The 21,356-nt window shown below is 47.9% G+C and carries 13 protein-coding genes and 1 pseudogene; 1 reads left to right on the top strand and 13 read right to left on the bottom strand.

Annotated elements, in window-relative coordinates; all coding sequences use genetic code 11:
- Positions 1–9: 9 nt before the first annotated feature.
- The 12 genes and pseudogenes from RHD99_RS09380 to gntT form a co-directional block, all read right to left on the bottom strand.
- Positions 10–417: a hypothetical protein gene (locus RHD99_RS09380; protein ID WP_309878546.1), complete on the bottom strand. Its 408-nt coding sequence runs from the start codon at positions 415–417 to the stop codon at positions 10–12.
- Positions 418–419: 2 nt separating this feature from the next.
- Positions 420–1,532 carry a glycosyltransferase family 4 protein gene (locus RHD99_RS09375; protein WP_309878544.1) on the bottom strand — a complete coding sequence of 371 codons (1,113 nt, stop codon included), beginning with the start codon at positions 1,530–1,532 and terminating at the stop codon, positions 420–422.
- A 1-nt stretch (position 1,533) separates the two neighbouring features.
- Positions 1,534–2,745: a glycosyltransferase family 4 protein gene (locus RHD99_RS09370; protein ID WP_309879125.1), complete on the bottom strand. Its 1,212-nt coding sequence runs from the start codon at positions 2,743–2,745 to the stop codon at positions 1,534–1,536.
- 9 nt (positions 2,746–2,754) lie between these two features.
- Positions 2,755–3,744, bottom strand: a complete 990-nt coding sequence (locus tag RHD99_RS09365; RefSeq protein ID WP_183269651.1) for a glycosyltransferase family 2 protein — start codon at positions 3,742–3,744, stop codon at positions 2,755–2,757.
- Position 3,745: 1 nt separating this feature from the next.
- Entirely contained in the window at positions 3,746–5,119 is a 1,374-nt protein-coding gene (locus RHD99_RS09360; RefSeq protein ID WP_309878543.1) for a capsular biosynthesis protein, read from the bottom strand.
- Positions 5,116–6,327, bottom strand: a complete 1,212-nt coding sequence (locus RHD99_RS09355) for a lipopolysaccharide biosynthesis protein (RefSeq protein ID WP_309878542.1) — start codon at positions 6,325–6,327, stop codon at positions 5,116–5,118. The genes RHD99_RS09360 and RHD99_RS09355 overlap by 4 nt, the downstream gene beginning before the upstream one ends.
- Entirely contained in the window at positions 6,324–8,459 is a 2,136-nt protein-coding gene (locus RHD99_RS09350) for a GumC family protein (RefSeq protein ID WP_309878541.1), read from the bottom strand. The genes RHD99_RS09355 and RHD99_RS09350 overlap by 4 nt, the downstream gene beginning before the upstream one ends.
- Positions 8,460–8,461: 2 nt before the next feature.
- Positions 8,462–9,019, bottom strand: coding sequence for a polysaccharide biosynthesis/export family protein (locus RHD99_RS09345; protein WP_309878540.1), 558 nt, complete (start codon positions 9,017–9,019; stop codon positions 8,462–8,464).
- Position 9,020: 1 nt separating this feature from the next.
- Positions 9,021–10,306: pseudogene (locus RHD99_RS09340) on the bottom strand (outer membrane beta-barrel protein).
- Positions 10,296–11,711: an undecaprenyl-phosphate glucose phosphotransferase gene (locus RHD99_RS09335; protein WP_309878539.1), complete on the bottom strand. Its 1,416-nt coding sequence runs from the start codon at positions 11,709–11,711 to the stop codon at positions 10,296–10,298. Before RHD99_RS09335 ends, RHD99_RS09340 begins: the two are co-directional and overlap by 11 nt.
- Positions 11,712–12,033: 322 nt before the next feature.
- Entirely contained in the window at positions 12,034–12,618 is a 585-nt protein-coding gene (locus RHD99_RS09330) for a YecA/YgfB family protein (protein ID WP_309878538.1), read from the bottom strand.
- A 232-nt stretch (positions 12,619–12,850) separates the two neighbouring features.
- On the bottom strand, positions 12,851–14,167 hold the full coding sequence (gene gntT, locus RHD99_RS09325) for a gluconate transporter (RefSeq protein WP_309878536.1): 1,317 nt from the start codon (positions 14,165–14,167) through the stop codon (positions 12,851–12,853).
- A gap of 473 nt (positions 14,168–14,640) precedes the next feature.
- On the opposite strand from gntT, the gene RHD99_RS09320 reads away from it, so the two are divergent.
- Positions 14,641–16,176, top strand: a complete 1,536-nt coding sequence (locus RHD99_RS09320) for an EAL domain-containing protein (RefSeq protein ID WP_309878535.1) — start codon at positions 14,641–14,643, stop codon at positions 16,174–16,176.
- A 53-nt stretch (positions 16,177–16,229) separates the two neighbouring features.
- Here RHD99_RS09320 and RHD99_RS09315 read toward each other — a convergent pair whose 3' ends face one another.
- Entirely contained in the window at positions 16,230–20,993 is a 4,764-nt protein-coding gene (locus RHD99_RS09315; protein ID WP_309878534.1) for an autotransporter outer membrane beta-barrel domain-containing protein, read from the bottom strand.
- Positions 20,994–21,356 lie beyond the last annotated feature (363 nt).

Below are 21,356 nucleotides of genomic sequence, written 5' to 3'. Positions count from 1 at the left end.
CGCCCAAGACTAGTTGTTACGCAAGCTGAGCCACCAGTCCCAAATCCCCACATGGAAATTACGAATCAGATCGATTCCCACTGCGGATTTGATCATATACAGCGTCAATAGCAGGCATAATACGGCGAAGATAGAACCGCAAAGAATCAGTAACGTCACAACAATTCGCACCAGAGTCGATTCTTTACGCAGCCGTTTACGTAAGTCTCGTCCCAGTAAAAAGACCATATAGTAGCGCGTCCCAAAAAAGGGAAAGCTCTTACGAATATCGATCCGGTGGTGTGTTGAAAGAGTGATAGAAACGAGCGCGCCCTCTATCTCCTGCTTTTGTTCGGGAGTCAGCTGTGCCTGAGTTTGTTCATCAAGCACTTCGTAGAATCTGTCAATGACGATGGGGCGTCGGGTTGAATTCGTCAATTTTAACCTATTGATTTATCTATTGAATGGTAGACACCTACTGTTTTCCTGGCAATTTCACTCCAGTCATAGGTTTGCAGAAATTTACTGTAATCCGCGCCAGTTAACACGCGTCTCTCCTTCATTTTTTCTGCTAAATCAATCACATTACCAACCTTAAAATAGGCGTCCGCTGGCAGCCCGACTTCAAGATTTGCCGGAATATCACTCACCACCGCGGGCAGCGAATATGACATGGCCTCCAGCAGCGCGATTGGCAATCCCTCGTGATAGGAAGGCATGATAAATAGCTTTGCCTGAGAAAATACCACTTTCAGTGCGTCACCTTTTAAAAAACCGGTCAAAATGACATTCGGCGTTTTTATGGCTAATTCCTTCAGACGTATGCTGTAGTCGGAAGGATGGTCCGCATCACCGACCAAAACCAACGGCTCGGATACTCCGGATTGTTGGTAGGCCGTAATTAAATCATGAAACCCCTTCTCTTCCACAAAACGCCCCACCGCAACAAGATAATTCTTAGGCTTCAGGGCATAACGGTCGAGTGTTTTATGAATGATTTCAGGGGTAAACGTTGGCGGTATATTCACACCGTTAGGGATAAGATGGGCATCCCTGCGGCCATGTTTCTTCTGAATCAGCTGATTAATCACTTCAGAAATAACGATGACTTCATTGGCATAATTTACAGCGAATTTTTCGCCCAGCAGTAAAGCCTTTTTTGCAATACCGCCCCACTTCTGGCGTTCATAATCAGGGCCATGGTGCGTAAACACCACTTTCTTGCCGAGTAAGCGCAGCAGTGGCACGACCAGACCCGGCCCGATAGCATGTACATGAACAATACTGGATTGGTCAAAACAGGTCTTAAACGCCGCTAAAACAGAATGAACAATCGCTTCCAGCGACCGTTTTTTGGGCGCCCACAGCGCCACGGTTTCAATACTTTTATACTGCGATTTACTGTAACCAACATAAGGCGCACGAGCGATGACGCAAATATCCACATCGAACTGTTGTTTGATGGCGGGATAAAGATTTTGGCAATGGGTTTCCACTCCCCCTAACACATCGGGTATGCCACGCGTGCCGATAACAGTAATTTTTTTGGTCATATTAAGGTTTGCTCAACAATTCTTGATACAAATTGATCAACGCTTCCATATGATTACGCATGGCGTATTTATCGCAGAGTCGCTGGTGAGCATTTAATCCCATGTGGTGCGCTTTATCCGGATTTTCGGCCAGATCGTCGAGTATATTGGCCAGCTCCTGGGCATTTCCCGGCTCAAATAAAGCGCCATCAACGCCGTCACGTATTTGTTCTGGGATCCCACCAATACGCGACCCCACAATGGGCCGCGCAAATGACATGGCTTCTAACACTGACATCGAGCAATTTTCATTACATTCAGAAGGCACAACAATCACTCTTGCGTGCTTAATTAATGCATCTAATCCCTCGCCTTGTTGTACATAACCGAGGAATTCTGCCTGTGGAAATTGCGTCACCAGGTCATTATAAATTGGACCATTACCCACGATTTTCAGCGGGATTTTATTGCGCATAAGCTGATGTGCTTGCGCTAATGTTTGAATCCCTTTTTCAGGACTGATACGTCCGACAAAGAGTATATAGCCCTGGTCTTCAATATCCTGGAACGGCTGGCTGTCATCAATACCATTCACAATCACGTCAATACGTGAATTGGGCAACGTATGTCTTATGATTCCGCGCAAAAATTCACTGGGCGAAATAATGACATCCAGAGCCTGATAATTCTTCGCGATAAATTGCCAGGTGGCTTCCAAAGAGAGCAGCAGGCTTTTGGATGCTGACCCTTCGTAGCAGCGATATTTAAACGCATTGTAAACTGACCCCGTGATACAGGCATCGCAGACTTTGCCATCACGCAACATCGCGTAGGAAGGACAGGCAATCTTATAATCGTGAGCGGTTAACACCGTTTTACAGCCAAAATCCCGGGCAATCTTTATTATCGATGGGGTTAGCTGATGGTAGATGTTATGAAAGTGAACAATATCTGGGCGTTCTTTCTCAAGCAGTGCCTTCATTTTTTTGCAGGCTTCAGCGTTGTGAATAAAGTTTACCGCCGTCTTAATCCCACCAAGCAGGTTACTTCCTTTATGATAATCGACATTACTGACAAAATAGTCTGCATAGTCAGAAGGGAAGTTTTTTTCGTGCTGCATTGAGAAATCAATAACGTCGACGCCAGCCTGTTTCAGCATTTCGCGTTCCTGGAAGTAAACCGTTTCTGCACCACCTTTGATGTAGAAAAACTTATTCACCAGTAAAATTTTCATCATAGAAACCTATTCTTGAATGACTTTGCTGTCGGGTGGAGTCATTGGATCCCGCATCGAGTGAGTCAGTCCCTTGAGTAATCCGACGGAAAGCACGGCTAAATTAAGTACACTTTGCAAGCCATTAAGTAATGATCGATTTTTAATCGTTTTTAGGATAATAAATGCCATCAGCGGCAGCAAAGCCAGCGCAATAATGTCGATATTGAAGGTCAAAATAGCAATCAGTAATAGCAATAAATAAATCGCAAAAATCACCTCATTTTTAACCATTTTTATCGCATTTCGCAGATAGGGTTTTCCCCAGGCGCTGCGCAACAATTCGCCGGGTGCCTGGTTATATCCACTGTTCCAACGGTAGATAAGCAATTTGAGTGTTGGCATGTCGTGTGAAGTGTGACTGAAATAAGGCACATTCAGGCGGTGTAATTTATAACCAGCATCGACCAGGCGCATCCCAAGTTCAGCCTCTTCATACGCATGAAGGTTGAGATTAGTCAGATAGCCAATTTTTTCTATTGCCGAGCGGCGATATAAGCCACCGCCGCCTAAATGATCGCAATCCCCAACGGGATAAATTTCATGTAACCGCTGTTTACGCGATTTAAATTCATAGTTGGTGGCTTCATCCATTTCCACTGTACCCGCTACGCCCGCGTATTCAGGATGGCTTTCCAGAAAAGCAATAGCGCTATCGATAAACCCTTTTTCCAACTCCATATCGCCATCCATTAACAGCAGATATTCCCCTTCGCTGTACAGATAGCCAAGTTGGTGCCCGACGCCACAACAGCGGTCCGCAGGTTGCGTTAACGACACCACGGTGACACCTTTATTGCTGGCCAGTTGCTGAGTGCTGTCGGTGGATAAACTATCGGCAACAATTATTTTATGCGGATATTCAGCAATCTGTTGCTGGATACTATCAATCGTTTTTTCAATACATTCGGCTTCGTTAAGTGTTTTAATACTCACGGAGATGAAGGGTTTATTACTCATATTATTGCTCCGCAAAACGATAAACGGATCGACGAATAATCAGACTGGAGCCCAGTGACAGATAGAATAAAAATTGTAACATTGGCGTGATCGTGAGTATCTGACTGTAGGGCAAACTCAATAAGCAACTGATAGCAAAAACACTAAATGCAGGCGCAAAACTGAGTAATTGCAGGTCTTGTGTGTCTAATTGCTCGCGCGCTAACAGAGCTTTAGGTTGCACAATTTTCAGGATGTAGAGAATTAAACCGATAAATAACAGCGTCCCCACCACGCCCACTTCCCAGAGCAACATACTTAAAGAAGTTGAATCGAGAATCAGATTATAAGTGAGATTCAAGAAGCCTGGCGAAACGATACTTCCGCTGTTTGTCGCATTCAGTCCGTAACCAAATAACGTTCCGGAAAGCCCCCACAGGTCGTTATTCTTCAGCCAGAAGATCAGTGTGGTAAAGCGCCCCACTTCACCTGAAGGCAGAATATAATTCGGGTCAAAAATATAACCGAGTGAATCAATAAAAACAGCCAGTGAGCTTTGCGTAGGGTCGCTTCCAAAGGCCGTGGAATAACCAGAAGCTAAAATAACGATAGCCAGCGCAATTAGTAATGCCATCCCCGCGAATATAAAAAGCAGTGCTTTGATATTCACTTTGTTCACCCCTTTGACGAAACTGGGCATTACCCATAGCAACGCCAGCAGTATGGGTGACAACAGAATGACAAATTTGACTTCACCGACGATACACAAGCCAAAACCCAAAATGACGTGCAAGGCCATCGATTTGAAACTGGTTAAACCGTGCTTAAATTCGGAGACTTTTAACAGCATAATCAACAGGCAAAACATCCCCATCGCTGCGGTATTCCCGCCTCCCAGTGGGTCGCCACCAAAGGTTCCTACTACGGAGTCCCATTTATCTTCTTCACCACGCACCTCAACACGCTGGGGTACAACAAACAGCAACTGATAAAGAACGACCGGGAATTGAGCGTAAAACACCCAATACAAAGAACGGATTACGCGATAAACCTGCGACTCACGGCAGAATCCTAATAACAGGCAGACCATCACCAGCGAAAGTGCTATCTCATTTTTAAAGCCAACAATCGCATCGGTTATCCCTTCTTGTAATAGGGTGGACACTCCCGCCAATACCAGGAAAATGAGATACAGTGTCAGCACCACAATTTCTTGCTTATCCAGCTGTAATTTTTCGTAGCGGGTTTGCATCACCAGCAGCATGAACATCAGCAACGTCAGGAAGAATGGGATCCACAACACCGCCAACACACCGGTGAAATATTGAACCAACCCGCAAATCATCAGGGTAAGGAAGGAGTATGTCTGTAAATAATTCCCAGTATTGAGATTCATAATACGACCGGCCTGTCTTTCAAAAGATTGGCGCGTTTATTTACTTTGAGATAAATAAAGGCATAACGAACGAAAGTGAGTACAGAGAACAGAATAATCGATGTGGCATAGTCGTTATAAAAATAAGGCACAATGACAAATGCAATCAGTACAATCGCTAATTGTTCAACCTGGATCCGCAGGAAATAACGGTGAGATCCAAAGATCAGCTCAATCACGGTCAACGGACAAACCGCCAGCGCCGGGAATAAATAAGGCAACATATAGCGTGACGTTGGGATCGAGTTTATCCAGTCTTCACTAAAACCAAGATGCATGACGATAGGATAGAAAATAAACACCCCAAATGTACACACAACGCCTAACACCAGAAGCAGCAAACGAACCTTTTTATACTCTTCAAAGTTAAACGTGTTATGTCGGAAATCTATCGACCATTTTGAGAATATGGTGTTACGCACCGCGTTCCCGACGATAACAACCGGTGCCAGGCAGAAGCGGCTCACAATTGAAAAATAGCCCGCGGTAAGCGCTGAGAACCAAAAATTAATCAGCATGATCGGCAAGTTACTGTTCGCCATTGCCAACACTTCCGCACTGCCCACTTTGGTAATGTGATGAACGTGCTTATTAAAGAATGCCAGGTTATTTTTCGGACTCAAATGTTCCAGTTGCACAGTGCGAATATCAAAGGCTCGAAGGATGCAGCCAATGGTGAGTACCATCATCAAACCAGCCCACGCCCAGTAAAATGCCTGAACATGCGTGGTAAGCAGCACGGAGAGCACCACGACCACGGAAACAGAAATACGCTGGAAGACCAAAAAACCAAAATTAGCCGTACGTAATGACAAGTTCTCCGATATCAAAATCCACGTATTGGACAGTGTGAGCAGATAAAGGAAGAAGATATTTTGGTTAAACAGCCACGCGGTAAGAAGTGCATAAGGCAGCGCGATAATCAGACTTTGTAATAAGCAAAACACCACGTTTTGCGCCAGTTCATCATCGTGCTGCTTAGGAATTAACAACTGTGAGGCAAAGGTACAAACTTGAGCGCCAATCAACGCAATACTGTAGTTAAGCGCGTACAGCCCCACTTCTGCCAGGTCATATTTGTGTGAAATTAACCAAATAGACAGCGCACCAATCAGTTGTGAAATGACTGATGACCCCGCAATCGTGGACGCGCTTCTCAGTAAACTCATAGACGGCCTGTACCGTTCATCAATTCATTGGTTTGAAGGTTGAGTGAGCGTAATCCCTCTTTCGTTTCAAGATTTTTATCAACGACCTGGTTAATCACGGCACCAATAACAACCGAATGATGAGATTCGAGTTTATCCAACGCCTGGGTGATATGTTCCGCAGGCGCACCGGCTTTGAGCATGAAAATCTGACCGTCAATGACACGGCTAATCAGTTGGCTGTCCTGGCTCTGATTCACCGCAGCAACGTCAATGATTATGCGTTGATATTGGCTACGCAATTCACGCATCAGATGTTCCAGATTTTCAGACGACAGCATCAATAGTGATGAGATCGAGGTATTGCCTCGGGCGAGGAAATCCAGATTTTCATTCACTTTGACGCACAGATTTTCAAGCGTCGCTTCACCACGCAGCAACTCAGCAACCCCATGCGCCGACGGATTGGCCAATTCGCTTGATAAGCCGTCTTTGTTGGAGAAGTCGAGATCGATAAGCAGTGTTTTCTGGTCAAAACTGAATGAATTTGCCAACAGATTCGCCAGCAACGTCCTGCCTTCTCCATGATCTGCCGAGGTTACTGACACCGCCTGTAGATGGCGATTATCAAGCATGATACGGGTTCGAATGCTGTGAATAATGTCGGCGTTCATCGGATTATTGGCGATAACATCGCGAATTTGCGCACGACTCCCCAACCCATTAAAGCGACGAATCTCACCTAATGCCTCGAGGTTCAGGCGCTTTTTCATTTGGCTCAGATTATTAATGGAACTGTCCATCGCGGATTTGACGATGAAGTACATAATACTGAAGGCCAGAACCAACAGCACCACCATAACCAGCAACAAAGGTTTGTTCGGTTTAGCTGGGCGTTCAGCAGGTACTGCCGGGTCATACAGTACGGCATCTGAATCGCTATCACTTCCTGAGAGCGACTGTTCCTGAGTACGCTGATACAGCGTTTTGTACGAATCTTCCGTTTTATCCAACGCCAGTTTTAAGCCGTTATAGCCGTCACGTTTGGATGCCAGATTCTGGAAGAGATTTTTTTGTTCATCCAGCTGTTTCTGATAGTTATTTTCGTCCGCCGACGCTGCCTCATATTGTTGACGCAGACCGGTTTCCAGCTCACGCAGCACACTATTGGTCTGATCCTGAATCGCCTGAACTTGCGCCTGGGCTTCCTGAATCTTGATGTGTTTTGGACCATAGGATTTGCGCAGTTCGTACAGATGACTTCTCGCCTGTATCAGCGCAAGACGTAAATGCTGGATTTGAGCATGATCCGAAATCACCGGCAGCGAGATGACATTGTCGAGCGAACGCCCAGGGCGTTGACGGACTTCGTTGTACAGCGATTGCGCCGCCACTCTGCGCTGAGTCGCATCGGCCAGGCGGTTAGTGACGATGCTTAACTGCTCTGTCTCAAAGCCATCCACTCCGCGGAAAGTCAACAAGCCCTGATTCTTCAGATAGTCGTCAATGGCCAGTTTCTGCTCGGCGATTTGCTTTTGAAGCTCGTCCATTCGCTTCTGGTTGATTTCACGAGCTTTGAGCGTATTGCCGCGCTTCTGCGCCGCGCTGTAATCAATAAATGCCTGCGCGACACCATTGGCTATCTGAGCCGCAAGTTCCGGAGAAGATGACTCGTAGGAAATCGAGGCCAGATGCGTGGTGCGAACAGGGGTGACGGTGAGATTCTTCAGCAGCTTTTTCAGCGCATTATCAATACGCACCTGTTGAGTCTCAGGAGTGTTCGCAATTTTGCTGTCGGATTTGGCGCCATTGAAATCAGGATTTTCATCCAGTTTCAAATTCCGCACCGCTTGCTCCAGCACAATACGTGACTGCATCAGCGCATACTGAGTCTCGTAATACCCGTTGCGTGTCGAGTCATAACCATCTACCTGCGGGAAGGGAGAAACGTTATCCGGCTGTGCTTTGATAAGCACGGTTGCCGTCGAGACATACTTAGATGTCATCATGCTGATTAATGGCCAGGCAATCGCCCCCGCAATCACACCGGCGAGGAGGATTTTCCAACTGTTCTTTTTAATTTCTTTGGCAAACCGGGAGAAATCGATAGAGCTTTCTCGCTTCATGCCATTTTCTACTATTGATAGTTTCATAGTTAGAAGAAGCCCATGCCAATTATAACGATATCACCGGGGTGAACGGTGTGTCTTACGTCCACGTTCTCAAGCAATTGGTTGGTACCCGCGAGGCGGATACTAATATCTTCGCGATCCGCTCTGTCGGTGAAACCTCCTGCCATTGCAATAGATTTTTCTACCGTGAGCTCAGGTTCCCAGGCAAAACCATTAGGGATCTTCACTTCACCTGAAACATAGAATTTACGGAATTCAGCGATATTGACGGTGACCATCGGATTTTGCAGATAATCCGGGCCCAGGCGACCCGTGAGATCGGCACTCACCTGATCGGGCGTTTTTCCTTTTAGGGTGACCTTCCCAATATAAGGGAAATTTATCGATCCACTTTTATCGATAATAAACTTCATCGTCATCTCAGGTTCTCCGTACACAGCAATACTGACGGTGTCACCTGAATCGAGTAGATATTCCGTTGATTCAGCATCAGGATTATCCATGAGTGGAGGCTGAGAGGCTGAACATCCAGCCAAAAGCACAGTGAATAATAAAAATGCCCAGAGTTTCATTATTTTCATTTTAAATCTGCACCTTAGCTGTAAACATAATCAGCGAATTGTCATAGCCCAGCGTTCTCAGAACTTCCCGGTCGTCGTCAGCACCGATAAAGAACGAATCGGTTTCTTTGGTAGAGCGCAATGTATCTATTTGATATTTCAATTCAAAATTAACAGAAGGTCTGAAGTCGTAACTCATGGCGAAAGTGAATACACTGTCTTTATCCGTTCTGTCCTTATCTTGTTTCTTATAGCCTTCCGTAGTGTAGGAATAATCTAACAAGGTAGAGAAACGATCATTTATCCAAAACTGTTGATACGAAATACCGTATTGCGAAACCAGAATATATCCCCCCACTTCTGAAGGGTCTTTAATACGCTGCGAGGTATGTGCTGTAAAAATAGACTGATTGAGTGGTTTCCACTCGCCCTGAATATCCCAGTTTAGTCCATTAAAATCCTGCGAGTTAGGGTTGTTCTGAAACGTTTTATACAACCAGGCCACATTCATATCGATATTGGTCTTACCCGTAACCTGGGACTTGATTCCATACATCAAATAATATTCGTTACTGTCTTTTGCAGTAGCATGGTCATAATGCTGCTGGTTAGTAATGAAGCTATAACGGAAACGTGTTTTCGGGAGTATTGGTCGAATATTTCGGCAACCAGGCCATTTTCATACCATTCCTGCTCCTGAATGTACGTGTAAAAGTCATCGTCCGTTTTCTGCGCTTCCTGGGTATTCCCAAAACGAAGTCTTTTATAATGCACAGCGAGTGCAGCTTTGCCGCGCCCTTCAAGAGCCCCGTAGGTGTAGCGCAACTCACTGTTCAAAAGGTTGGTGCTAAGGGGGGAATTAATACCAAACTCTTGAAATTGCTCAGGTACGAAGCCTTCTGTTACGCCACGGCCACGATCCTCATGCCCGATCGAATCTTCAATGTTAAACGCAAGCCCATGCTTTAACCCAAAACGCCACTCACCATTAAAACGGAAAAAATGATCATTGTAGTTATCAGCCGAGTCATTAGTGTAATTGCGATAATCACCTGAATACATTATCAGGTATTTGTCCTCGCCGCGTTTGCCCTCCATGCTCAAGACTGGCGCGGCACTCAGAAAGTTTGAGCCAATAGCATCACTATCATGTGGCTGATAAGTCACATTATCTTCGTAACCGTAATTCGCACCCACTTTGCCTTGAAAATCAATACCTGCAAAGCCGATATGAGATTTCGGTGTTAAGTCTGCCAGGGCCGGTTGTGATATAACGATTCCGGCTACGAAAATATATTTAATATGCATTTTTCCCAACAAATCCTTTGAAAATAGTTTTTATAATAATTTTTATATCTAGCCACAACGACCAGCTTTGGATGTATTCAATATCGTACTGAACGCGCTTTTCCATTTTATAAAGTGCATCAATTTCTCCACGATAGCCGTTAATTTGCGCTAATCCTGTGATCCCAGGCTTAACTTTGTGGCGAATCATGTAGTTTTCCACTTGTTTACGATATTGCTCGTTGTGGGTGACGGCATGTGGCCTTGGGCCAACAATCGACATACTGCCTTGTAACACATTAAAAAATTGCGGTAGCTCATCAAGCGACGTGCGACGTAAAAAAGCGCCAAAGCGCGTGACACGTGGATCACCTTTCGTCGCTTGCACGACGCTATCTGAGTTTTCCATAACGCTCATCGTACGGAATTTCCAGACCTTAATTCGTTGTCCACTCAGACCATAACGGTCTTGCTTGAAAAAGACTGGCCCACGTGAGGTCAGTTTTATCCCGAGACCAATCACCAACAACAGTGATGAAATCAGCACCATGATAATGCTGCCCAGCACCAAATCTTCGGCGCGCTTGATAAAGGAGCCAAAACCTTCGAAGGGGGAACTCAGAATACTGATGGTTTGTAAGTTATGGACTGAACGCAGCTCCGACATATGAGTGCTGTAGGAGTTAAAATCTGGCACGATGTAAGTATCAACCGTGGTGTCGGACATCACAGCAAGGAAATGACGAATCCTTTCCAGCGCAACTAACGGTAAAGCGATATAGATTTCATCGACTCTGCCTGCTTGCGCCTCTTCAACCAGACCGCTGACTGAACCTTTGAAGGGGCTGTTGATTCGGTCAATCAAATCGCTAAATCTCGAAGCATCGCGTTCATCGTAGAACGCCAAATCTAGCTTCACATTGGAATATTCTTTGAGTAGCGCCGCTTCTGCTGCCAGGCCGTTAGATGTCACCCCAACAATAGCGACGCGAATGTTCTTTTTCGTTGAGTATTTGAGGAAAATTAAATGGACTAAATAGAGCAAAAAAAGAGGTATTGCGTACCAGAATAAGGTAACGGGGATAAATTCATTTTCCAGCGTATTTAGATACCCAACTGACTGCCACCCACCTGCTAAAAGTCTGACAATCTCAACAAAAACCACCGTGAGAAATGAGCATAAGATCAATCGCAACTGACCTCGTACACTCCAGTTTTTGGGTCGATGGAGATAAAGCTCAGTATATTCGCCAAACAGCAAGAATGCGGTAGAGAAGAGAAAGCTGAACATTAATACAGTGCTAGTCGATTCCATTGATAATAGCAATGCACTCAATATTAAAATCGAGTTAATAAGAATGAAATCCGCTAACTTAATAAATACTGGGTACCCTCCATGGGTAAACTTCAGTGAATTTCTCAGCATTGTTAGACTCGTTATTAATCGAATTATAATGATGATGCAGTCCTTTCCCATCATCATTATATCATAAGTGTAAAGAATACGATGTAAGATTGTTATGAATTGTAAAATACCTCTTAAGTATGTCTTGAGGGTTTTGCTTTTGTCTGATGGTGTGCTTCACGAACAGGTAGCTATTTGTTTTGCTTAAAGAAGTGAGAGCGGTGTTTTAGCCTGGGATTTAACTTAGGCGTATCCAGAGAAATGGTTTAGCAGGAGATGATGTCAATAAGGCATTCAACGAATGAATGCCTGGTGAATGAGATAACTATTTTTCAAAGTGTGATTAATGAACCGTTTTTGTCTCAGATTGAGGTTGTGCTTTCCAGTAACGATGTAATTCCAGTGCAGCTGGACCAATTGCTGCCTGGCTCGTTTCATATTCCTCTTCGGTCATCTGTTCAAGCTTCGCGATATTGGCTTCCTCACCATGTAAGGCAATCGCCTCCAGCACAGTGCGCAACGTTTCTGGCAAGGTGCTCCAGTCGCTTAACGCAACGCCGCGCATGTAACCAAAGCACCACTCTTCGACGATAGTGTAGTCATTACCATCAACTTCGCGATAACCAAACAGCGGATCGAACTGGTCAGGCGCATGGCACAGACGTTCTGCAATATCATTCATATGCTGAGAGCAGAGATCGTAAAAGCGTTGTTGTTCTTGCGCACTTTCCCAGTGAGGAAGTTGTTTCTCACCGCCCCACACTGCGGCCTGCCAGTCAGCAAGTGTGATCATGGTCGGTGCGGAGAGAATCGCCGTCAGCATCCCGTCTAATTCAGAAACATCCAACACAGAATCATCATTACCGTACTGAGTGAGCGTGTCATCCAGCCATTCCAGTTCTTCTTCGTTTAGCGGCCCTTGATTCATGCTGTGTTCTCCAAAATATGTTCAATTTTTACGCCGAATTTTACAGGAAGACTTTTTATAATCTGTTCGGCCTGCGATATGCAGTGACTTTACCCTAAAAATGAGTGTTTTTGATAAAGGATGTCAGGATAAATGGCGGAAAAAACAAAACCACCCGAAGGTGGTTTATATGAAACTGCTTATCAGATTCTGGTATTCCGGGTAAACGGGAGTCTACCCGGCTTGTTTCACATTACACGACCATTCCCAGCAGCAGACACCCTACCAGGCCACAGACCGAGATAATCGTTTCCAGCATCGACCAGGATTTGATGGTCTCGCCGATAGTCAGGTTAAAGTACTCTTTGAACAGCCAGAAACCTGGGTCGTTAACGTGAGAGAAAATCACGCTACCGGAACCTACCGCGATAACCATCAGTTCAGGGCTAACACCCGTGGTAGCGATAAGTGGAGCAACGATACCGCCTGCGGTGATTGCTGCCACAGTGGCAGAACCCAGCGCGATACGGAGTACGGCAGCAATAGACCAGGCCATCAAAATTGGCGATACGTTACTGCCATTCATCATCGACGCAATGTATTTATCCACGCCGCTGTCGACCAGAACCTGCTTAAATGCACCGCCGCCGCCGATGATTAACAGCATCATGGCGATGATTTTAATGGAAGAACCCAGCGTTTCGTTGATCTGATCCATATTACGACCACGGTTCAGACCGAAGGTGAATAGTGCAATCAGAACCGCAATCAGCGTCGCCATTACCGGATCGCCGAGGAACTCTGCTACGGACAGGATCGCGTGGCCTTTCGGCAGCACCATTTCTGCCACGGCGCGCATCGCCATCAGCACTACGGGCACCAGTGAGGTCCAGACGCTGACACCAAAGCTTGGCATCTCTTCTTCGGTGAAGGTTTTCGCGCTGTACAGACCTTCCGGGATTGGCTTGTCGATACCTTTCAGGCAGCGAGCGAAGACGGGACCTGCCAGGATAACGGTTGGAATCGCCAGAATCGTACCGAACAGCAGAGTTTTACCCATATCCGCGTGGAAGATGGTCGCGATAGCAGTTGGGCCCGGGTGTGGCGGCAGGAAGCCATGGGTCACGGACAGCGCAGCAGCCATCGGCACACCCACAAACAGCAGCGGGATGTTTGCCGCCGCCGCGATGGTGAAGACCAGCGGCAGCATCAGCACGAAGCCGACTTCATAGAACAGCGCGAAACCGACGGTAAAACCGGTTAAAACCACCGCCCACTGAATGTGTTGTTTACCAAATTTGGCAATCAGCGTGGTCGCGATACGTTGCGCGCCGCCGCAGTCTGCCAGCATTTTGCCGAGCATGGCACCGAAGCCCATGATCAGCGCCAGGCTGCCAAGCGTTCCGCCCACACCCGCTTTGATGGAAGCGATAACTTTAATTAACGGCATGCCTTGCATTAAACCGACCGCAAGCGCCACCAGCACCAATGCGATAAATCCGTTCAATTTGAAGCGGATCATCAAGAGCAGCAACAAGATAACACCGATAGCAACAATGACTAATGGCATGAATAACCTGACCTGTATTTGTTATGGGTAACGTCATTTTTGAATGACAATTTAAGTTTTCCCTGGTGGGAGCATTTCGTATTAACAGCACCAATACCGGTCACCTTCGAAACTTATCAGTTTTGTCGGTAGTTATTATTGTGATTAAGTGCCCACACATATGATACGGGTAACATTACACGATTGAGAATCACCCAAGCATGGGAAATGTGAATTATGAGATGTAACTCACATTCTAAAAGTGAGCAGGATGTCGGGTAAGCGTCATGCTATTGAACAAGAACAGACGAAAGCGGGACGTGTAAAAATACACCTTCCGCGCTCCACCATTTCAAATGACATGTCTTTTTGTATGGGTTAATGTGCGACATATGAATAGTTTCATAACGAAAGCAATTCATAAGATCTATTGTGTGATTTGGGGTGTTACCAACCCGTGTTGAACGTTCAAACTGTGATGTAGAGGGAATTTCATGCCGTTTGGTATGTTAAAAAAGCGTCAATTCAAACACCGGCTGGTGCGCGCCATTCTTGTTGGCTCGCTTTGCATTCTGCTAGGGGCTATCAGTACTATCGGGCAGACGACATCGAACCTGAAGCGGACTACCCTGATGCGCATGGCCCATGCCCAACGTCTGGCGGAAGGAGCCCTGGACAGCGCCAATCAAGCGGCCACGGCGGTCATAGAAGACCTGGGTAAAGAGTGCCTCTCCCCTGTGCTGTTGCAACTCAGAATGCAAGTGGCGTATTTCCAGACTGTCCGCAGCGTCAATCTGGTTCAGGGTAATCAAATCTATTGTTCATCCCTCTATGGTCATTATGCAGAGGAAATTAACTTCGATAGCTATACCGATGGCACGCTTTATCTCGTGAACGACAACAGGGTGAAGAAGGACCAGAAGCTCATTATCTACCGGAAGGTTGTCGGTAAAGACAGTATTGTGGTGAGGTTATACGGTGATCATATTCTCTCTGAACTCAGTGTGTTGAGTATTGATTTACCCCTGGGCTTGATCGTAGGCCAACAGCAATGGCAGCACCAACAGACGCCCTCCACCCCGCTCATATCCCCCGATATGCCGGGCTATATGGAACTGCCATCGACCCACTACCCCTTCAAGATTGTCGCTGCCATTTCTCCAGCCAATTATCTGAGCTATATCTGGTATTTCTCCAGATTCAGTTTAATCGCCTGGGTACTGCTGAGCGTCATCGTGGGTTTTGCCGTATTTCGTTGGTCAGGACGCACCATCTCGCCCGAGTATGAGTTACGTCAGGCACTGGAAAATCAGGAGTTTATTCCCTATATCCAGCCGGTGGTATCCGGACATCTGATGCGCGAGACAGGATGCGAAGTGTTGATGCGCTGGGCGCACCCCACTATGGGCATCATTCCCCCGGATAATTTCATCCCAATGGCTGAAAACTGTAACCTCATCATCCCAATGACCCAGGCGTTGATGACTCAGGTACGCAAACAATTTGCCCCCATGGCGCAGTTGTTACCGAAGGACTATCACTTCGCCTTCAACATCACCGCCAGCCATTTCAGGGACTTCAATCTGGTGGAGGATTGCCGGGCCTTTATCAACGCATTCGGTGATAACCCTATTAAGCTGGTTTTGGAATTAACAGAACGAGAACTGCTGGTTATCGATGAAGTGACTGAACGGTTGGTTAACGAACTGCATAAACTGGGGGTTATGATTGCCATCGACGATTTTGGGACCGGTAATTCCAGCCTGAAGTATCTGCAACATATCAAAGTTGATGCCCTCAAAATCGACAAGAGCTTTATCAGCAAGATCGGCATTGATACGCACTCCGTCCATATTGTCGATAACATCATCGATCTGGCCGCCCGCTTGCATCTGCAGACAGTGGCGGAGGGAGTGGAAAATGAAGAACAGGCATCCTATCTGAAAGCGCGTAACGTCACCTTTCTGCAAGGATATTTGTACGGCAAGCCTGTACCCATGGAAGATTTTGCCCTTCAATTTTACGACTGAATCTACATCATCTTTTCTTTAAAAGGGGCGTTGCCGCCCCTTTGTACCGACTCTTACCAGGTGTAACGAACACCGACCAACGCCGTGCCCGCACGGTAATCCTCAGAACCGGCTTCTAAGCCCACCGTCCCCCATACGCTGACCGATTTGTTAATCTGGCCTTGTACGCCGAACTTCGCTTCGAAACGATCATCCGGCAGGGAGTCTTGTACTGTTACACCATCGAATGTCATGCTTTGCGAACCAGGGCCATGCCACCAGTTTGCTTCACTGTACAATTTCAGCTGCATATTACTTTCCGTCAAATCATGACTCAGACGTACCCCCAGTCGGGTCGTCGTTGTTTTATCCGACATATCCGATACCACGGTACCGGTATGTTCGGTGTAAGTATCTGACTGATAATTAGAGTGAATAATCTGCGCTTGCGGCTCAAGGAACGTCTGCTCGCCAACCTGGAATGCGTAACCGGCTTCCAGTGAAAGCGACAGGTCTTCCGAGTCGTAATTTTCACTGTCCAGGCCTTGCCCTTTCACTTCGTTATCGAACTGACCATACATCAGCCAGGTGTCGACATACGGCCCGGTCCGGCCATCAGCCTGCCCGTACCAGGTACCATACAGACCCACGCTGTAGCCACTGACTTCGCCGTCTGCCGTGATGCCTTCCTGGTTTTTCGAGTCGTTACGGGATGAAGCATACTGCCCCATCGCCCCCGCACGGAAGATGCCATCGCCCCCGTCGCTGATACTCAGGAAATCACCGCCGCCGTGAATAAGAGAATACGACTCAGACAGCTCCTGGCCGCCCGCCCCGGTACGCTCAGTGCCACCTCCGGCAATACGCACCCATACACCTTCTGATTCAGGAGTGTCTACTGCAATGCCTGGGGTTTGACGGTCATGCAGCGTGTGGGTCTGCAGTTTCGACACAATATGTTTGTTATTCAGGTACGCCCCCACTTCCGGGCGATAATGGGTCACATCGCCTGAGTCAGAACCTGATGAGGTAAGGTACCAGTCATCCGCTTCGCCGCCATTACCCCCTTGAACCAGTTGATAATCATAGGCTCCGGCGGCAATCGAATCGTAACCTGAACGATAACCGTCAGATTCCGAGGACAGATAGAACGCGTCGTCCGTCGTCGCCCCATTAATGGCATCAACAACCAGGATCCCCTGGTCCGTCTGCGCACCTTCACCGCCGCCGTGACGAATAACCAGCCCGGTATCTCCGGTAGCCGTACCGCCATCAATCACGATTTTGTCGGTCACTGAATCATCGCCACCAAATACGGTGTAGAGCTCAACCGAGCCCCCCTCGCCGACCCAGTTGTTGACGGTTATTGTGCGCCCTTCCGTCAAGGTGCTCTCAGTCATTACAGCAGGCGTCGTGGGTGCCCCGAAGGAGATATCACCGGCAAGCGTCAAGGTGTCTGCCGTTAAGTCAGCACCGTTCAACTGTACCTGGCCGTCCTGCGCGACTGACATGTCATTCACCTGCTGGTCATAGCCATTCAGGTCAAGCACACCGCCCGTCACTGATATTTCGCTACTGCTGGAGAACGCGTTCTCCACATCAGTACGCAATACCCCGTCGGTGACCGTCGTCGTGCCGGTGTAAGTATTCTGGGCCGAGAGCACCAAAATCCCCTCCCCCGACTTGGTCAAGCTTTTGCCATCCCAACTCTCGGAAGTCTCGCCGGACTGATCGGCAAGAACCGTATCGACTTCAAACCCGGTCCCTTCCGCAACGGTGAACGTGCCACTGCTGCCGGAGTCCCAGGCCAGGTCAAAGCTGATGCTGTAATCTTTGTTATCCGATGATAAAGCGGTGGTCCCTGTTAAATAATCCGGAATACCCGAAATTTCAGCACCACTGGTGATCCCCCCATCCGCATGGATTATCCCGTATGACGTCCCGGTCAGCTCGCTGGAACTGACCATTGATCCATCCTGTTCCACGGCAAAACCTGAGATAGCGATTTCACCATCAAGCGTTGCGGTCCCCGTGACATTCACGACAGGGGCGCCGTCATTCAACGTAACGGCCAGGGTCGAGCCCTCCTCCTGAACAAGATCGCCCCCCACATTCAGGGTCGAGCCGCCTTGCCCGACATCCGTAGTGGCTCCACTTTGGGTGGTGTAATTGCCGGTCGTGCTGAATGTGGCGATCTGCGAGGCATCCGCGCTTTCATTTTGCACGAACACCAGCGTTCCCTGTTGCACGTCCACGCTATCCACAGATGAACCGGATCCGGCGAGAGTCACTGTGCCGTCGGTGGTTTTGGTTAAATCACCGCCCTGTATCTGCCCGTTCACGGTCCCAGACTGGAAATCGTAAGTGCTGGCATATACCGTGGCATCTGTCGCCAGCGTACCGCCGGTAAGCTGATAGGTGCCGACATTCATCGTGCCACTCTGCACCGTGCCGCCGGACTGGTTCAGCGTGGCCTGAGTTTGGGTCGTTCCCCCCAGGTCCAACGTACCGTTGGTGACAGTCGTGGTGTTATTGATATTCCCCAACGTCCCCTCGCCGCTCAATTGCAGCGTGCCACCATTAAGCGTCGTGCCGCCGGTATAAGTATTGGCCGCTGACAGAACCAGTAATCCATCACCTTCTTTGGTCAGACTCTTACCATCCCAGCCGCTTGCATAAGTGACAGAGGGATCCTGATCCGCCAGCACCACATCCACATCAAAAGCAGTCCCTTCTGCCAGCGTAAAGGTGCCTGTACCCTGCTGCGCACCGCCGTCAGTCCAGGCCAGTTTAAAGCCAAGGTTGTAATCGGTTCCGTCTTCGGAGAGATAGCCTTTGGACACCAGGTAATCAATGCCATCATCCGTCGATGTCGATTGATTATCGAAATCACCGTTGATGGTGTTATCGGTGTCGATCAACACAAATTCATGCGTTGTTGCCGAAGAGGACGTCATGACGCTTTCACCTGCGGCAAAACCTTCAAACACCAGATTGCCATCAAGCGTTGCTGAATCTGCCGTGATAAGCGGCCCGCTGGCGTTGGCGTCAAGCATGACGTTGAGCGTCGCCCCCTCATTCATGGTGAAGGAGTTACTGACATCCAGCGTGGAATCAGAGTCGATGGTCAGCGTGCCATTGGTACCTACGGTGGCGTGCCCGGTCGTGACCGTTCCGCCATGGGTGATAACCAGTGAACCCTGGCTTGCGCCATAGCCAACAAATAAATTATCGCTGTTTTGCCAGGTGGAATTGTCACCACTGACGGTGACCGTCCCCGTAGAATCGAGAGTCCCAATGAAGCCATTGGTTGTGTGCAGAGAACCGCCTTCCGAGATGTTGACCGTCCCTGTACCATCTGAATAATACCCGGCATAGAGGTCGCCGCCCGTGGTCACCGTCCCGCCATCTGAAATATTGAGTGTTCCTTCCCCATGGCTGCCGACCGTAATGTGTTCCGTGTTATTCCAGCTTGAACCTGCACCGCTGACAGTGACGGTGCCAGTGGAACCGTGTTCGAGACCCAACTGCGCGTTGGCAGTCTCAAACTGGCTGCCACCCGTGACGGTAATCACCCCCGTGGCTGTAGACCATTCCCCGACATAGAGATTGGCGGCCGACACTTTGCCACCATTTGTGATATTGAGCTCACCGTAACCTGCTTGCCCAACAAGGAGATCTCCGTTGTTCGTCCAGGTCGAATCGTCAACATTGACCGTACCGGACCCGGCAGTTTGTGAGTCATAGCTGTCATACCAACCCAGTGAACTCGGCCCGCCCGTGATGAGCTGACTGTTATCCGTAAGGTTCACGACGCCTGTCCCCCCATTCCCAACATAGAGATTTTCCGCGGTGACCGTGCTGCCACCTGAGATATTGAGCACACCTTCCGCAGCGCCAAGTCCCTGGGTGTCGTCCTGGCCTGTAAAGCCAAGAATGAGATCGCCTGTGTTATTCCAGGTCGAGCCATCACTGACGTTGACGGTACCGGTGGAACCGGATTGATGCCCAATCACACCATCGCCATTGGTAAGGGTACTGCCTCCCGAAATATTGACAGTACCGGTGCCTTCGTACCCAACATAGGTCCCGCCAGCGGTAACGATTGCGCCCTCGGTAATATTGAGAACCCCTTCTCCACCTTCACCGTTATTGCTGGCACCACCGCGTCTTCCCAGATAAATATTGTCGTGGACCTTAAGTTCCGAGCCGCTGCCACTCACGTTTACCGTGCCTGATGAACCGGTGTAGTTGCCGATGGAGAGATACCCGCTTTCGACATAACCACCCTTTGATACATTCAACTGCCCGGAACCGTAGCTCCCGACGGTGATAAAATCTTCATTGTGTATCCAGGTTGAGCCTTCGCCGCTGACGTTTACCGTGCCAGACCTTCCCGCTGCATCGCCGATAATGGCGTTGTATGTTTTGGCACCATCCACAACCCCACTGACCAAATCGCTACCCTCGGTGATGTTGAGAGTTCCATCGACCGTCACTTCACCGTAGGTTTGCGTGCTGCCATCGTTCATGTCCTTCGTGACACCCTGCGCCACCACCAGGTTGTTATCCTCTGCCAGGTCAATCGCCAACGGAAGCAACGACACAGAGGTGCTTGCATAAGAAGGCAAAGGAACCAGCAACCCAACAGCAATAGCCTGGGCAATGAGCGTTTTTTTCAGGGAGCGCGAGGATGTTGTACCGGGAACATTTTTCGGCGCAACGGCTTCAGTAGTCATTCGGTCTGATCGACATGAACAGGAGGACGCATACTCAGGTACGGCCATCAGCATCCCGCGAGCTTTATTAAAAATCAGTCGATAAAGAAGCTTATTCATAATGGAACCTTTTTTGGAGTTCGTTATTTTTTTGCATGAACGGGTTGTGATTCATTTAACAAAAAGGATTAAATGACTTAATGAAAACCCAAAAAGTGATGTGGTTGATGCCATAATATTTATGGTTGTAGATATGCGGCACTGCAGGGGGTTTCCAGCCATCGACTCACATCGACAACCAGAATGGTCGTGAGAAAACAACGCACAAATATCTTTAAATATAATGAACTTACATCACCAGCATATGCATCGTAACGCCATGAGTTGTGCATAGATTTATGATAAATCGTTGGAAAAACATTACGAAGACGTCATTTATTTATTTATGACTCACAAATTTATTCACAACCCCCAAAATACACA

The organism is Buttiauxella selenatireducens, assembly GCF_031432975.1.
Classification (GTDB): domain Bacteria; phylum Pseudomonadota; class Gammaproteobacteria; order Enterobacterales; family Enterobacteriaceae; genus Buttiauxella; species Buttiauxella selenatireducens.
This window is presented reverse-complemented; position numbering and strand designations above follow the sequence as displayed.

What these genes read in the sequence shown, in the direction of transcription:
- RHD99_RS09375 (WP_309878544.1), bottom strand. Translation starts at nt 1,532, where the DNA reads ATGACCAAAAAAATTACTGTTATCGGCACGCGTGGCATACCCGATGTG.
- RHD99_RS09370 (WP_309879125.1), bottom strand. Translation starts at nt 2,745, where the DNA reads ATGAAAATTTTACTGGTGAATAAGTTTTTCTACATCAAAGGTGGTGCA.
- RHD99_RS09365 (WP_183269651.1), bottom strand. Translation starts at nt 3,744, where the DNA reads ATGAGTAATAAACCCTTCATCTCCGTGAGTATTAAAACACTTAACGAA.
- RHD99_RS09360 (WP_309878543.1), bottom strand. Translation starts at nt 5,119, where the DNA reads ATGAATCTCAATACTGGGAATTATTTACAGACATACTCCTTCCTTACC.
- RHD99_RS09355 (WP_309878542.1), bottom strand. Translation starts at nt 6,327, where the DNA reads ATGAGTTTACTGAGAAGCGCGTCCACGATTGCGGGGTCATCAGTCATT.
- RHD99_RS09350 (WP_309878541.1), bottom strand. Translation starts at nt 8,459, where the DNA reads ATGAAACTATCAATAGTAGAAAATGGCATGAAGCGAGAAAGCTCTATC.
- RHD99_RS09345 (WP_309878540.1), bottom strand. Translation starts at nt 9,019, where the DNA reads ATGAAAATAATGAAACTCTGGGCATTTTTATTATTCACTGTGCTTTTG.
- RHD99_RS09335 (WP_309878539.1), bottom strand. Translation starts at nt 11,711, where the DNA reads ATGCTGAGAAATTCACTGAAGTTTACCCATGGAGGGTACCCAGTATTT.
- RHD99_RS09330 (WP_309878538.1), bottom strand. Translation starts at nt 12,618, where the DNA reads ATGAATCAAGGGCCGCTAAACGAAGAAGAACTGGAATGGCTGGATGAC.
- gntT (WP_309878536.1), bottom strand. Translation starts at nt 14,167, where the DNA reads ATGCCATTAGTCATTGTTGCTATCGGTGTTATCTTGTTGCTGCTCTTG.
- RHD99_RS09320 (WP_309878535.1), top strand. Translation starts at nt 14,641, where the DNA reads ATGCCGTTTGGTATGTTAAAAAAGCGTCAATTCAAACACCGGCTGGTG.
- RHD99_RS09315 (WP_309878534.1), bottom strand. Translation starts at nt 20,993, where the DNA reads ATGAATAAGCTTCTTTATCGACTGATTTTTAATAAAGCTCGCGGGATG.